Origin of the sequence: Bacillus sp. V3-13 (genome assembly GCF_002860165.1) — a bacterium.
GTDB lineage: Bacteria > Bacillota > Bacilli > Bacillales > Cytobacillaceae > Bacillus_BJ.
Map to the genome: position 1 here is coordinate 1 of NZ_PGUZ01000041.1, position 13,849 is coordinate 13,849.

14 protein-coding genes, 2 tRNA genes and 1 pseudogene are annotated in these 13,849 nt (G+C 41.7%); 13 read left to right on the plus strand and 4 right to left on the minus strand.

The features are described 5' to 3' along the window. The first annotated feature begins 253 nt into the window (after window positions 1–253). The 6 genes from CU633_RS15270 (at window position 254) to tsaD (ending at window position 3,557) form a co-directional block, all read left to right on the plus strand. Window positions 254–327: transfer RNA gene (locus CU633_RS15270), tRNA-Met, on the plus strand. 20 nt (window positions 328–347) lie between these two features. After that, a tRNA-Asp gene (locus tag CU633_RS15275) sits at window positions 348–423 on the plus strand. Window positions 424–911: 488 nt separating this feature from the next. Continuing rightward, a complete protein-coding gene (gene tsaE / locus CU633_RS15280) occupies window positions 912–1,367 on the plus strand; it encodes a tRNA (adenosine(37)-N6)-threonylcarbamoyltransferase complex ATPase subunit type 1 TsaE (RefSeq protein ID WP_101661470.1) in 456 nt (151 codons plus the stop codon). Continuing rightward, window positions 1,364–2,062 (plus strand): tRNA (adenosine(37)-N6)-threonylcarbamoyltransferase complex dimerization subunit type 1 TsaB, encoded by a 699-nt coding sequence (gene tsaB, locus CU633_RS15285; RefSeq protein WP_101661458.1) that lies wholly within the window; start codon window positions 1,364–1,366, stop codon window positions 2,060–2,062. The genes tsaE and tsaB overlap by 4 nt, the downstream gene beginning before the upstream one ends. A 20-nt stretch (window positions 2,063–2,082) precedes the next feature. Further along, window positions 2,083–2,535 carry a ribosomal protein S18-alanine N-acetyltransferase gene (gene rimI, locus CU633_RS15290; RefSeq protein ID WP_101661459.1) on the plus strand — a complete coding sequence of 151 codons (453 nt, stop codon included), beginning with the start codon at window positions 2,083–2,085 and terminating at the stop codon, window positions 2,533–2,535. Beyond that, a complete protein-coding gene (gene tsaD / locus CU633_RS15295) occupies window positions 2,532–3,557 on the plus strand; it encodes a tRNA (adenosine(37)-N6)-threonylcarbamoyltransferase complex transferase subunit TsaD (protein WP_101661460.1) in 1,026 nt (341 codons plus the stop codon). The genes rimI and tsaD overlap by 4 nt, the downstream gene beginning before the upstream one ends. Before the next feature lie 224 nt (window positions 3,558–3,781). Here the strand turns inward: tsaD and CU633_RS15300 are convergent, their stop codons facing one another. Further along, window positions 3,782–5,710 (minus strand): ABC-F family ATP-binding cassette domain-containing protein, encoded by a 1,929-nt coding sequence (locus tag CU633_RS15300; protein WP_101661461.1) that lies wholly within the window; start codon window positions 5,708–5,710, stop codon window positions 3,782–3,784. A 142-nt stretch (window positions 5,711–5,852) separates the two neighbouring features. Between CU633_RS15300 and moaC the strand changes: the two genes are divergently transcribed. Both moaC and CU633_RS15310 read left to right on the plus strand, forming a co-directional pair. Further along, the gene (gene moaC / locus CU633_RS15305) at window positions 5,853–6,344 is read left to right on the plus strand and encodes a cyclic pyranopterin monophosphate synthase MoaC (RefSeq protein WP_101661462.1); all 492 of its coding nucleotides are present in this window, start codon (window positions 5,853–5,855) and stop codon (window positions 6,342–6,344) included. 29 nt (window positions 6,345–6,373) lie between these two features. Next, on the plus strand, window positions 6,374–7,024 hold the full coding sequence (locus CU633_RS15310) for a redox-sensing transcriptional repressor Rex (RefSeq protein WP_101661463.1): 651 nt from the start codon (window positions 6,374–6,376) through the stop codon (window positions 7,022–7,024). An 84-nt stretch (window positions 7,025–7,108) separates the two neighbouring features. Here CU633_RS15310 and CU633_RS15315 read toward each other — a convergent pair whose 3' ends face one another. Both CU633_RS15315 and CU633_RS15320 read right to left on the minus strand, forming a co-directional pair. Further along, window positions 7,109–7,312: a YdiK family protein gene (locus tag CU633_RS15315; protein ID WP_101661464.1), complete on the minus strand. Its 204-nt coding sequence runs from the start codon at window positions 7,310–7,312 to the stop codon at window positions 7,109–7,111. Next, window positions 7,313–8,044 (minus strand): annotated as a pseudogene (locus CU633_RS15320) (CPBP family intramembrane glutamic endopeptidase). Window positions 8,045–8,395: 351 nt separating this feature from the next. Here CU633_RS15320 and groES point away from each other — a divergent pair. The 5 genes from groES to CU633_RS15345 all read left to right on the plus strand — a co-directional run bounded on the left by groES (window position 8,396) and on the right by CU633_RS15345 (window position 13,120). After that, window positions 8,396–8,683, plus strand: coding sequence for a co-chaperone GroES (gene groES, locus CU633_RS15325; protein ID WP_101661465.1), 288 nt, complete (start codon window positions 8,396–8,398; stop codon window positions 8,681–8,683). A 61-nt stretch (window positions 8,684–8,744) separates the two neighbouring features. Then, complete coding sequence (gene groL / locus CU633_RS15330) at window positions 8,745–10,373, plus strand: chaperonin GroEL (protein ID WP_101661466.1); 1,629 nt, start codon at window positions 8,745–8,747, stop codon at window positions 10,371–10,373. 337 nt (window positions 10,374–10,710) lie between these two features. Continuing rightward, entirely contained in the window at window positions 10,711–11,211 is a 501-nt protein-coding gene (locus CU633_RS15335) for a FixH family protein (protein WP_180954990.1), read from the plus strand. Window positions 11,212–11,449: 238 nt separating this feature from the next. Then, on the plus strand, window positions 11,450–12,280 hold the full coding sequence (locus CU633_RS15340; RefSeq protein WP_101661468.1) for an STAS domain-containing protein: 831 nt from the start codon (window positions 11,450–11,452) through the stop codon (window positions 12,278–12,280). Window positions 12,281–12,649: 369 nt separating this feature from the next. Continuing rightward, window positions 12,650–13,120 carry an ASCH domain-containing protein gene (locus CU633_RS15345; RefSeq protein WP_101661469.1) on the plus strand — a complete coding sequence of 157 codons (471 nt, stop codon included), beginning with the start codon at window positions 12,650–12,652 and terminating at the stop codon, window positions 13,118–13,120. Between the two features lie 411 nt (window positions 13,121–13,531). Here CU633_RS15345 and CU633_RS23110 read toward each other — a convergent pair. Further along, a partial coding sequence (locus CU633_RS23110) for a hypothetical protein (protein ID WP_219620966.1) occupies window positions 13,532–13,849 on the minus strand: 318 nt, incomplete at its 5' end.

A 13,849-nucleotide genomic window follows, 5' to 3' on the forward strand; every position in this document is an offset into this window, starting at 1 on the left:
TCGAATCAGCCACAGCGCACCGATTGAGCCGCTACTTGAATAAGCTTCCCGAAATCGGGGCGGCCCAGTGTAATCAAAGAGCATAGTCAATACATTATTATATACTATCGACGCGGGGTGGAGCACGATCGAATAATCATCATCGAATCAGCCACAGCGCACCGATTGAGCCGCTACTTGAATAAGCTTCCCGAAATCGGGGCGGCCCAGTGTAATCAAAGAGCATCGCCAATATATTATTATATACTATCGACGCGGGGTGGAGCAGCCCGGTAGCTCGTCGGGCTCATAACCCGAAGGTCGCAGGTTCAAATCCTGCCCCCGCAATAATCCATTTACAAATAAGTGGTCCCGTGGTGTAGCGGTTAACATGCCTGCCTGTCACGCAGGAGATCGCCGGTTCGATCCCGGTCGGGACCGCCATTTACTTCATAAGAGTGAATCTGTACGAAACATTGTTTCGTCTTTTTTTATGTCATCAGCGTTTATAGCTATTTTTAGCGTTTCGCTTAAATAACACCGGTTTTCGCTTAATTCTCGATTTTTTCGCTTAAATCAACGGGATTTTCGCGAGATTCCCTCGAATTTTCGCTTAATTAATTTCTAAAATACCAATATCATCAAATATGTGGAAATATATAGGTGAAATGATAGTTGTTTGCAACCAAAATCGGTCTATTGTATTGAGTTTGATTATATTTTGATTATAAATGAAGCTGAATTTCCGGTTATTCAATCTAAACTGGGTCGCTGTTCGTTATTTAAACGACAAGCAATCGTATTAAGTAACCGTGTTTTGCTCATTGGCTTAAAATCATGTAAACTACATATAGAATCAATTTCCTTAGGAAAAGTCCTAAGGTTTTTTTGTATAACTAGAAAAACAGGGGTATGAGATGGGTGAACAGAAGATGAACCGGTATGAGTTTTTATCAGTAAAACCTGAAGATACTGAGGATTTTTCCAGGCAATTAGGCGGGTTGCTTCAACCGGGCGATGTTATTGCGCTTGAAGGAGACCTGGGAGCCGGTAAAACGACCTTTACTAAAGGGCTGGCGGCTGGCTTGGGAATCACAAAAAATGTTAATAGTCCGACTTTTACCATTATTAAAGAATATAAAGGGAGAATACCTTTGTACCATATGGATGTTTACCGGGTCGAAGATGAATTTGAAGATTTGGGTTTTGATGAATATTTTGAAGGTGATGGCGTAACCGTTGTTGAATGGGCGCACCTCATTCGTGATCAGTTGCCTGAAGAGCTGTTAACCATTTTTTTATATCATGTTGGGAACAATGAAAGAAAGATCATACTGGAGCCGAAGGGACAGCATTACGAGGAAATATGCAAGGAGATTTTCAAATGAAGGTATTAGCGGTTGATACTTCTAATTATATATTGGGAGTGGCGCTTCTTGACGAAAATAAAGTAATCGGTGAATATATTACCAACCTTAAGAAAAACCATTCTGTCCGGGTTATGCCAGCAATTGAAGAGTTGATGAAAGAATGTAATTTGCAGCCAGCGGACTTAACAAAGATTGTTGTGGCGAAAGGGCCGGGTTCCTACACCGGGGTCAGGATTGGGGTATCGATAGCAAAGACATTGGCATGGACATTAAAGATTCCATTGGTCGGAGTATCGAGCCTTGAGGTGTTGGCCGCCTCGTCGGGGCGATATTTTAACGGTGCTGTGTCACCGCTATTTGATGCGCGCAGGGGACAAATCTATACTGGGTTGTATCAATTCGAAAATGGAAAACCCGTTACGCTGCACAAAGACCAACTTGTTTTAAGTGTGGATTGGGCGAACGGGCTAATGAGCTTAAATAAGCCAATTCTTTTCACAGGGAATGATCTCCCTCTCCATCGATCAATTATTGAAGAAACTTTAGGTAAGCAGGCTGTTTTTGCGGAAATAACCGAGCTGAATCCGCGGCCTTCTGAGCTTGCGTTGTTGGGGAGTTTGCGGGAAGGTGAAGAGGTTCATTCGTTCGTCCCCAATTATATTCGCTTAGCGGAAGCGGAAGCGAATTGGCTGGAGAGAAATAAGCAAAATTAAGGAATAGAAGGTTAAGAAACATGGATGAGTCTTTATCGTTCCGTTTTATGAAAGAAGAGGACATTGACCAGGTATTAATCATTGAACATGAATCGTTTGCCACGCCGTGGAGCCGTGACGCTTTTATGAATGAGATCACGACCAACCAATTTGCTGTTTACATTGTTTTAGAAGATGGCAATCAGATAGTCGGCTACTGTGGAGCCTGGATCGTTGTTGATGAAGCACATATCACAAACATAGCGCTGCTTCCGGGCTATCGTGGAAAAAAGCTTGGTGAAGCTCTCATGCAAAAGATGATCAGTGTAGCAAAGGAGCTTGGGGCCCGGACGGCGACACTTGAGGTTCGGGTTTCCAATTATGTTGCTCAATCTCTTTACCGGAAGCTTGGTTTTCAGGATGGCGCAATCCGAAAAAATTACTATACGGATAACCAAGAGGATGCATTAGTAATGTGGGTGAATTTAACATGAAAAAAGATCAATGGATAATGGGAATTGAGACGAGCTGTGATGAAACAGCAGTAGCGATCGTCAAGAATGGTACCCAAATTGCAGCGAATGTTGTTGCTTCTCAAATTGAAAGCCATAAAAGATTTGGGGGAGTAGTACCTGAAATTGCCTCGCGCCATCATGTGGAACAAATAACGATTGTTATAGAAGAAGCCATGAAGCAGTCAGGGATCGGATTTGAAGATCTTGACGCGATAGCTGTTACCGAAGGGCCCGGGCTTGTCGGGGCGCTGCTTGTCGGCGTAAATGCTGCAAAGGCACTTGCGTTTGCCCATGGCATACCGCTGATCGGTGTGCACCATATTGCCGGGCATATTTATGCGAATCGCCTTGTGGCAGAAATGAAATTTCCTCTTGTTTCACTTGTTGTTTCCGGAGGCCATACCGAGCTTGTATATATGAAAGAGCATGGCCATTTTGAAGTAATTGGTGAAACGAGAGATGATGCTGCAGGGGAAGCTTATGATAAAGTAGCAAGAACATTGAAGCTGCCATATCCGGGTGGACCCCATATTGACCGGCTGGCACACGAAGGCAGACCGATAATCAACCTTCCAAGGGCTTGGCTGGAAGAAGGCTCATACGATTTTAGTTTTAGCGGCTTGAAGTCTGCAGTGATCAATGCTGTCCATAACGCTGAACAGCGGGGTGAACACATTGCTCCAGAGGACCTTGCTGCTAGTTTTCAGGAGAGCGTCATTGACGTGCTCGTGACAAAAACGCTTGCCGCGGTAAAAGAGTTTAATGTAAAGCAGGTTTTGCTGGCTGGGGGTGTGGCGGCCAATAAAGGGTTACGAAACAAGCTTAGCGAAGCATTTAATGAAATGCCGGGTATAGAACTAGTGATTCCGCCATTGTCTCTCTGCACCGATAATGCAGCCATGATTGCGGCAGCCGGAAGTATTTTATATGAAAAAGGGATCAGGGCTAATTTGGCTTTGAATGCCAACCCAAGTTTAGATTTAGCTATCCACAATGAATAAACGGAAGCTCCCTGTAACGGGAGTTTTTTTGTGGATAAGTTGAATTATTCAGTCGTTTCCTTGTGAATAATGTGGATAAATCAGCCGGGTTTTGTGGGTGATGTGGATAAACACTTGCAAGCTTGTGAAATAAAGAGAAGGATTGTGGATAAATTTGTGTATAAAAATAGTTCGGAAGGAAATAAAAAAGGGCATCCCAAAAATGTAATGTGGGATGCCTTATATTAATTTTCCGCTAATTCAGCCCATTCTTCCATTAAAGCCTCAAGCTGAGTTTTGGCTGAATTGTTTTCCTCATTGATTTTTAAAACCTTCTCGTGATCTTGATAAATATCCGGCTCGCATAAAAGCTGTTCGTTTTCAGCAATTTTCTCTTCCAGCTTTTCAATCGTTTCTTCAATCTCTTCGACTCTTCTCAGCCGCTGGCGTTCAAGTTTTTTTGCTTCTTTATCCTGGCGGAAAGCATTTTTATCCTGCTTTGCAGGTATTGCAGCGGCAAAGCCCTTTTCTTCCTCCTCAAGGGCGCGCAGCTCTTTGATCTCCAGCTTTTTTTCAATGAAGTAATCGTAATCTCCAAGAAATTCAGTAGCACCATGTTTATTCAGTTCAATCACTTTCGTCGCGATGCGGTTAATAAAATAACGGTCATGCGAAACGAAAAGAATCGTTCCGGGGTAATCAACAAGGGCGTTTTCGAGGATCTCTTTGCTGTCCAGGTCGAGATGGTTTGTTGGCTCATCGAGAATTAAAAAGTTGGCTTTTTCGATCATTAGTTTGGCGAGCGCAAGCCTTGCTTTTTGGCCGCCACTCAATGTTGACACGGTTTTTAACACATCATCACCTGTAAATAAAAAATTGCCGAGGATGGTTCTGATTTCTTTTTCAGTTTTCGATGGGTATTCATCCCATAGTTCATTCAAGACACGTTTATTCGATGTTAATTCTGCCTGTTCCTGATCATAATAACCGATTGAAACATTTGAACCGTAATGGATGTCTCCGGCCAGTACAGGGAGCTTCTTAACGATCGTTTTTAGAAGAGTCGACTTTCCGACTCCATTTGGCCCGACTAAAGCGATGCTTTCCCCTCTGGTCAGCCTGAACGAGATGGCCTCGGAGATTTTTTCATTCCCATAGCCAATCGCAACATTCTCTGCTTTTAAGACGTCGTTTCCGCTTTGGCGTTCAATATCAAACGAAAAAGAAGCAGACTTTTCGTCCCCGGGGGGCTTGTCCATTACCTCCATCTTCTCCAGCTTTTTTCGGCGGCTTTGCGCCCTTTTTGTTGTTGAAGCCCTCGCAAGGTTTCGCTGGACAAATTCCTGCAGCTTTGCAATTTCATCTTGCTGCTTTTCGAACTGCTTCATTTGTTGCTCGTACATTTCTGCCTTTTTCTCAAGGTACATGCTGTAGTTTCCTGAATACTTCTGGATATGCATACGCGATAACTCATGGACCTGATTGACAACTTTATCTAAAAAGTAGCGGTCATGTGAAACGATCAGGATGGCGCCCTCATAACCTTGTAGATATTGCTCGAGCCATGAAAGGGTTTCAATATCAAGATGGTTTGTCGGCTCGTCCAAAATCAAGATATCAGGCTTTTTTAATAACAGCTTACCGAGTGCGAGACGCGTTTTCTGTCCTCCGCTTAAGCTGGCGATTTTCGTTGAATAATCAAAGGATTGAAAGTTTAGTCCATGTAAAACAGAACGAATATCAGCTTCGTATTGATAGCCGCCATTTTCTTTAAATTGCAGCTGGAGTTGGTCATATTCATTAAGGATTTTGTGATAAAGCCGCGAATCTTCTAGCGTGGAAGGGTCAGACATCTTCGCCTCGAGGCTGCGCAGCTCTGTTTCCATTTTCCGGAGCGGCTCAAATACAGTTAACATTTCATCCCAAATCGACATCGCGGATTCTAAACCGCTGTCTTGTGCCAGATATCCGATCGAAACTCCTTTCGGCTTGATGATCTCGCCTTGATCATACGACATCTGCCCGGCGATAATTTTTAATAGCGTGGATTTTCCTGCTCCGTTTCTGCCGACAAGAGCAATTCGGTCCCGAGTTTGTAATTCAAGCTTTATATTCGATAAAATAAGATCAGCGCCAAAATATTTTGATAGTTGGTTAACCTGTAGTAATATCATTTATTTTTCACCTCAATTGCCTTAGAAATAGTGTATCGCATTCCCAGAGGGGGAGCAATAACAGTGATTTTGTGAAAAAAAGTACAAAGTTTACACAAAAATGTCAAAATAGTGTATGATTTTGTTGTGAGGTGTAGCGACAATGTCAGATTTTACTCATTTTAATGAAGAAGGAAGAGCGAAGATGGTCGATGTAAGCAGCAAGCCGGAGACGGTTCGAACGGCAATCGCGCGCTCAAGCATAACCGTAAACCAGGTTATCTATGAAAAAATAACCCGCAATGAAGTGAAAAAGGGTGATGTCCTGGCGGTGGCCCAGGTGGCTGGCATCATGGCAGCGAAAAAAACCGCGGAGATCATTCCGATGTGCCATCCCATTCCATTAACAGGGATTGATATCACATTATCCTGGGAAAACGAACAACAGGATTATACTCTATGCATTCATGCTACCGTAAAAACAAAAGGAAGTACAGGAGTTGAAATGGAAGCGCTCACAGCTGCTTCTGCTTGTGCATTAACCGTGTATGATATGTGCAAAGCAGTCGATAAAGGCATGGTTATCGGGAAAACATACTTAGTTGAAAAAACGGGTGGAAAAAACGGAGATTTTTTTAGAGAAGATACTATATAGCACAAACCAAGAAGAGGGCGGGGATCACATTGGCGAATGAAACGGTAAAAATTCCACAGGCAACCGCTAAAAGGCTGCCTTTATACTACCGGTTTTTAAAAAATCTGCATTTATCGGGAAAACAGAGAGTTTCCTCTGCTGAATTAAGTGAAGCTGTAAAGGTTGACTCTGCAACAATCCGCAGGGATTTTTCCTATTTTGGTGCATTAGGGAAAAAAGGCTACGGATATAATGTTAATTATTTATTATCTTTTTTCCGGAAGACGCTTGACCAGGATGAGCTGACAAAGGTGGCCTTAATTGGAGTCGGGAATTTGGGGACTGCATTTTTGCATTACAACTTCCTTAAAAATAATAATACAAAAATAGAGGTTGCGTTTGATGTGGATGAGAGCAAAGTGGGTACAACGATTGGCGATGTTCCCATTTACCATATGGATGAAATGGAAAAACATATCGTTTCAGACGATATCCAAGTTGCCATTTTAACTGTCCCGGCCCCTGTTGCCCAGCCGATTACGGACAGGCTCGTCCAGGCCAATGTAAAAGGGATATTGAACTTCACTCCAGCCAGATTGAATATTCCGGCTTCAATCCGCGTTCATCATATTGATTTGGCAGTTGAATTGCAGTCGCTTGTCTACTTTTTAAAGCATTACCCGACAGAAATCGAAGAATAAGATTCTTGGACTTACAAGCTTGGAAAAAATGGGAAAAGCCTCTTTCATATCGAAGGAGGCTTTTCTGAGCATGTACAAAAGATGTTATTGTTGTTTCTTTACTTTTTGTAATTTGAAGTGCAGGATAACCATTCTTAGTCCTGAGCCAAAGTCAAAGGTCGCCAACAAAACAAGCAAATAGCTGAAAAAACCCCAGCCATGTTGATGGACGTTTTGGACCGCAAAATAAGTGAACAACAATCCTAATACCATGTAGATAATCCCTGAAATCAAGGGAGACTGCCTCATTTAAAATCCTCCAATAAAGCTTTGAATTTGTTCTGCCTCCCGAAGCCATTTTTCCAGTTTGTCCTAGTTAAGCTGAATCACGACCACCAGAGTATTCATGGCGACATGGGCAAATATCGGTACGAGTATTCTTTTCGTTTGTACATAGAGAAAAGCGAACGTGAAACCCATCGCGGAGTAAAGAATGATATGCTCCAGCTCAAAATGGGCGACAGCAAAAATGACGGAGCTGATTAAAGCGGCAATAAAGAAGTTCATCCTTTTGTAGAGGGCACCGAATAAAATCTTCCTAAAAACAATTTCTTCCAGGATCGGGCCGATGATCGAACTTACGATAATCACAATTGGAAAGGTTTGAATTAATCCGAGAATTTGCTGAGTGTTTTCAGATCCCATTTCTATGCCAAGCATACCTTCAATTGCAGCGGCTAATGATTGGGCAAAAAGTGCAATAAAGACTCCGCCCACCGCCCAGGCAATTGAGACAAAAGGGGAGGCTAAGTGCCGTTCATCGTTCTGCTCTGCTTTCCTGTCATTTCTTAATAAAAAGAGCACAATCAGCAGCGTCAGCGAAAAACTGATGACGATCCAGTAAGGAATCGCCAATTGCTGCATTTCCGCGCTGTTTCTTCCAAGAAGTACACCTATATAAACGATAAGGGGAACGCCTGCCAGGCTGGAAACCTGCATCGTAATATACGCAATTAAAATGATCCAGTATTCCTTTTTCAATCAAATAACTCCTTTATGTTACGAAAATATACTCTGTCCTATTTTACTAATAATCGGTCCGATGTTTCAAACAGTAAGGACTGGAGTTGCAATTTTACACTGAACGGGCATAACTCGTGGACAAGTGTTATATACTGTAAAGGTTGTCGTATTATTTTTGCCTATTTAGAATGCCCTTATTTTAAAGCTTCATGAGATCAAAAATGGACTTCCCATTTTCTTTTAAAAATTTCAATGTTCCTGCTTGCAAAAAAGAATTGAATTAATTATTATAATAATTGTGTTAGCACTCAGTTGGTAAGAGTGCTAATAAAAACAATATTACATATTATTTAGAGGAGGTTGTTTCACTTGTTAAAGCCACTAGGTGACCGTATTGTTATTGAGCTTGTGGAGAGTGAAGAAAAAACTGCAAGCGGTATCGTATTACCGGATACAGCGAAAGAGAAGCCTTCAGAAGGAAAAGTTGTTGCTGTAGGTTCTGGCCGCGATCTTCCTAACGGCGAACGCGTTGCTCTTGAAGTCTCCGTGGGCGACCGAATTATCTTCTCCAAATATGCTGGTACAGAAGTAAAATACGAAGGTACTGAATATTTAATTCTTCGCGAAAATGATGTTCTTGCTGTAGTCGGCAAGTAAGCACCATCCAGGATAGTTTGAAGATTATCTCATTCATCAATATTTGAGGAGGGTTTTACAAATGGCAAAAGACATTAAATTTAGTGAAGACGCTCGCCGTGCGATGCTTCGTGGAGTCGATGCTCTTGCAAACGCGGTAAAAGTAACTCTTGGGCCAAAAGGGCGCAACGTGGTTCTTGAGAAAAAATTCGGTTCTCCGCTTATCACAAATGACGGTGTAACAATCGCAAAAGAAATCGAATTGGAAGATGCTTTTGAAAACATGGGTGCAAAGCTTGTTGCTGAAGTTGCCAGCAAAACGAATGATGTTGCCGGTGACGGTACAACTACAGCTACAGTGCTCGCCCAAGCGATGATTCGTGAAGGTCTTAAAAACGTAACTGCGGGTGCTAACCCAATGGGGATTCGCAAAGGGATTGAAAAAGCAGTTAACACTGCAATCGAAGAATTGAAAGCTATTTCCAAGCCAATCGAAGGAAAAGCTTCCATTGCCCAGGTTGCTGCTATTTCTGCTGCTGACGAAGAGGTTGGCCAATTAATCGCTGAAGCAATGGAGCGCGTTGGTAACGACGGTGTTATCACAATTGAAGAATCCAAAGGCTTCACAACTGAATTGGATGTCGTGGAAGGTATGCAATTTGACCGTGGATATGCATCTCCATACATGGTAACTGATTCAGACAAAATGGAAGCTGTTCTTGAAAATCCATACATTTTAATCACTGACAAGAAAATCTCAAGCATCCAGGAAATCCTTCCTGTTCTTGAGCAAGTGGTTCAACAAGGCAAGCCTTTATTGCTCGTTGCTGAAGATGTTGAAGGGGAAGCTCTTGCTACATTAGTAGTCAACAAGCTTCGCGGAACATTCAATGCAGTTGCTGTTAAGGCTCCTGGCTTCGGTGACCGCCGTAAAGCAATGCTTGAAGATATCGCGATTCTGACTGGCGGTGAAGTGATCACTGAAGAGCTTGGCCGTGACCTTAAATCTGCAACAATTGAATCTTTGGGACGCGCTTCTAAAGTCGTTGTTTCAAAAGAAAACACTACAATCGTTGAAGGTGCAGGGGATTCTGCTGAAATCGCAGCCCGCGTCAACCAAATCCGCGTTCAAATGGAAGAAACAACTTCTGAATTTGACCGTGAAAAATTACAAGAGCGCCTGGCTAAATTAGCTGGCGGAGTAGCGGTTGTTAAAGTTGGTGCAGCTACTGAAACTGAGCTTAAAGAGCGCAAGCTTCGCATTGAGGATGCTTTGAACTCTACTCGTGCTGCTGTTGAAGAAGGTATTGTATCCGGTGGTGGAGTAGCGCTTCTAAATGTATACAATAAAGTTGCAGCTATCAATGCTGAAGGTGACGAAGCAACAGGTGTCAGCATCGTATTGCGCGCAATCGAAGAGCCTGTACGCCAAATCGCCCACAATGCCGGCCTTGAAGGATCTGTTATCGTTGAACGCTTAAAGCGCGAAGAAGTTGGAACTGGCTTCAACGCAGCTACAGGCGAATGGGTAAACATGATCGAAGCTGGTATCGTTGACCCAACTAAAGTTACACGTTCAGCCCTTCAAAATGCTGGATCTGTAGCGGCTATGTTCTTAACAACAGAAGCTGTTGTTGCTGACAAGCCGGAAGAAAAAGCTCCTGCAATGCCTGATATGGGCGGCATGGGTGGAATGGGCGGCATGATGTAATAACGTTCCCATAAACGTTGATACACCAAGGATTGAGGGCTGTTTTCGCAGTCCTTAATTCGAAAAAAATCACATTTCAATCACATTTATTGCATATTTGTCATATTGAGAATGCTCCCGAAATGATTGTTAATCTTTTCGGCGGCATTCTTTTTTATGTTCTGCATTGTCGTTCTGAAACGTAACAATCCCCGCACTCAGGGACAGGATTGTTTTCATTATAAGGTTTACTGCGCTTTTGTTCACAGAACACACAGTTTTTAAAAGTGATTTTTGTTATAATTAACTTGCGTATGTTAAAAATGTAATGCTACTAAGCAAGTAAAGGATGACTATCATGAAAACGTTACTGTTCTCATTATTTTCTTTATTTATAATACTGGCAGGTTGTTCAAATGAAGCAAATCAACCTAGCAAACAAAATGAAGCTGAACAGAAGGAAAGTGCAAAAGACCACCAACATCAAGAATCTGCAGAGGAGCATCATCATGAAGAGCAAGCTCGAGAGCATGATGATGAACATGCTGCGGAAGATCACCATCATAGCAGTGCTTCCATCAACATAAGTGTTCCAACTATCGTCTCTGTTAATGAAGATGTTGATTTATCTGCCAATATTCAAAGCGAAAATCAGCCTTTAACACAAGCGAATGTTCGGTTTGAACTATGGAAGGAAAATGAGGAGAAGCATGAGTTCATAGATGCAAGCGAAGCAAGTAATGGTGATTATTTTGTGAATACATCTTTTTCATCTCCAGGTGTTTATCACTTGAAAATTCATGTTGAAAAAGGCGAAGAAATACATGATCATAAAAAAACAACAGTCGAAGTTAAATAAATATGCGCGTAGATAAAGCCTTCTCTCGTCGAGAAGGCTTTATTTATATTCAACGTGAACGCAGGCTGAGCTGCTCTTTTTCGGTTTCGGAGATAGTGTGTAATAGTCTACTAGTTCAACTTTTAGGCAGATAGTCAAACTCGAGACGCAACACTTAATAATAGTCCGTCTATCAAATAGTTGATACAATAGAAGAAAACTATTACCAAGTTGATAATGCGGAATAGGAGTGAACCAAATGGTGCTAACCATGGAAAAACAATATGCAGAATATTTCAGTAATAATAGTAACGATTTTCAAGAGAAACTATTGAGCGAAGCAGTTAATGTGCGTGAAAAGATTGAAGAAATTTTGTTAGTCGGAAACATCGACCTCTTGAATAACGCACATAAGTTAGTAATGTATTCAATCGGTGAGCAAAATGTATCATTGAATGAGTTCGCCAGAATAGAAGGCGTTTCGTGGGCCAAACATAATTTGACGTTAGCCTTTAAGCTTGAATGGGTGCAAGCCATCCGCAGGACGTTGTGGCATTTTCTGGAAAAATTTGATCAAGAGACTGAAGGTGAAACGTCTCGTGAGAACTTTTATAAGCTCGAACGACAAGTCAACGACCGAATCGACCAGTTCTTGAACGGTTTTTTCCTGAGTTATTCCGAATTTAAAGACGATTTGATTAAATCACAGCAGGCGATGGTTGAAGATCTTTCCGTGCCGATCATACCTATTACCGCAAAAGTATGCGTGCTGCCTTTAATAGGGAAAATCGACTTATTTAGGTCGAACACGATTGAAGAGAAAGCGTTAATGGAAATTGCCAGGCTGCGGATTCAAACCTTGGTCATGGATCTCTCCGGAATCGCCCAAATGGAGACGGAAGTGATCCACCATATGATGAGGATCATCGACGGGGCGAATATGATGGGATGCGAGTGTGTAATCACAGGGCTGCGTCCTGAAATTGTACGGACAATCACCAAACTCGGATTATCGTTTGAAAATAAAGCAGAAACAAAAGCTACACTGCAACAGGCACTGGAAGATTACCTGACTCCCACTGTATCGTAAACGCGAGTTCATTGATACTCCGTTTTACAATAATCGAATATCGATTAAACAAGCCGCATATCTGATAAAAGGTCATGTGGCTTTGTCATTCTATTTATTGAAGTCAAACGCCACGATCGGCTTGGTTTATACGGCATAAACTGAAATGATATTTGTGATAAGATGGATAACCATAATAACATCGTGTTGGCAATCCTTTTCCCAGTTCTCAGCCGGTGCTTTTATTTGAGTTGTTTATTGAGTAACCCTCTGCATTTTCAGATATCGATAACTTGGTCAACAATAAATAAATAGCAAATATTTTTGTAGGGAATTTAAACATTCCATGCAAAGGATCGTGCAGTGTGTTATCACTGAAAGGAGTGGAAAGTGAAAGTCCTATCTATTATGCAACCTTGGGCGATGTTAATTGTGCTGGGTGTAAAACAATTTGAAACAAGATCTTGGAGCACTAAACACCGCGGCCAGCTAGCTATACACTCAAGCAAAAAAATAGACAAATTCGCATGTAGGCAAGAACCTATTTGCTCTTTGCTTGCAAAGCATGGATACACAGCAAAGAATTTGCCAATCGGGGTAATATTAGCAACCAGTCATTTATCTGATTGCATTAAAGTAATTTTAGATACAGGAGCATCAGCTAGGCTAGATGATGGACGATTAGTCACTGGCATTGAATACTACTTTGGGAATTTTAGTGAGGGGCGGCTTGCATGGGAAATCCAACATATAAAAAAATTAGATAAGTACATTCCAGCCAAGGGCCAACTTGGCTTATGGAACCATACTATCGCCGCATCCTGCGGAACATCCGTGAGGGCACTGAATGAAAGCTTGTGAATATTTAGCGAGTTTTTATTTGTTTGGTCCACCTGCTCCAGTTATAACACAAAACAATGGGAGCAGTGATTCAATGAAACATCCATACAAGCATAGCATGCCAATCCGAGGTTATACTAACAAACTCATGGCCAAGCAAAAAGCGGTAAAGTGATTACCGCCACAAGATTTTACCACCCTTGCCATCTTTTTTACCAATATACGCCAAGGGATTTACCACACATCGCCAATATATTTACCAATGAAAAAAAACTCAACAGGATAATAAGAAGCCAAAATATGCACATTAGTAAATAAAATAATGCATACTTTGGCTTCAGTGAGGTTAAAGGTTGCTTTATTAACGCTTACCGTTTGTTTAAGTACAATGTTTCACAAATTCGTGGAGAATGTATACCAACTCATTCTTAATTATTCATTGTCGATTTTATACCCAAATTCTCTTGCTCTGTTAATGAATTTATATATGTTTCCTTTTCCCCATTGGGTGGTAACAGCAATTACATTTTCATCTCCTAACTTTACTAGTTCATCATCTTTTATGTAGTGTCTTTTATAACCCGTTCGTTCGAATTTTTCTATTGCTTCTTCTTTTGTCACAAATACTCCGCTTGAGCCCTGCAAATCATGAGGAAAAGCTTTTCTTAATTCAGAAACCGTTTTTACTGTAGACGTCAAGTCGAATTTTACATTTTTTGCTCGGTTCCTTTTTACACTTCTGCTGAAAAA

Bases quoted from the DNA above. Each gene is read 5' to 3' on its own strand.
- tsaE (WP_101661470.1), top strand. From the start codon at position 912: ATGAACCGGTATGAGTTTTTATCAGTAAAACCTGAAGATACTGAGGAT.
- tsaB (WP_101661458.1), top strand. From the start codon at position 1,364: ATGAAGGTATTAGCGGTTGATACTTCTAATTATATATTGGGAGTGGCG.
- rimI (WP_101661459.1), top strand. From the start codon at position 2,083: ATGGATGAGTCTTTATCGTTCCGTTTTATGAAAGAAGAGGACATTGAC.
- tsaD (WP_101661460.1), top strand. From the start codon at position 2,532: ATGAAAAAAGATCAATGGATAATGGGAATTGAGACGAGCTGTGATGAA.
- CU633_RS15300 (WP_101661461.1), bottom strand. From the start codon at position 5,710: ATGATATTACTACAGGTTAACCAACTATCAAAATATTTTGGCGCTGAT.
- moaC (WP_101661462.1), top strand. From the start codon at position 5,853: ATGTCAGATTTTACTCATTTTAATGAAGAAGGAAGAGCGAAGATGGTC.
- CU633_RS15315 (WP_101661464.1), bottom strand. From the start codon at position 7,312: ATGAGGCAGTCTCCCTTGATTTCAGGGATTATCTACATGGTATTAGGA.
- groL (WP_101661466.1), top strand. From the start codon at position 8,745: ATGGCAAAAGACATTAAATTTAGTGAAGACGCTCGCCGTGCGATGCTT.
- CU633_RS15335 (WP_180954990.1), top strand. From the start codon at position 10,711: ATGAAAACGTTACTGTTCTCATTATTTTCTTTATTTATAATACTGGCA.
- CU633_RS15340 (WP_101661468.1), top strand. From the start codon at position 11,450: ATGGTGCTAACCATGGAAAAACAATATGCAGAATATTTCAGTAATAAT.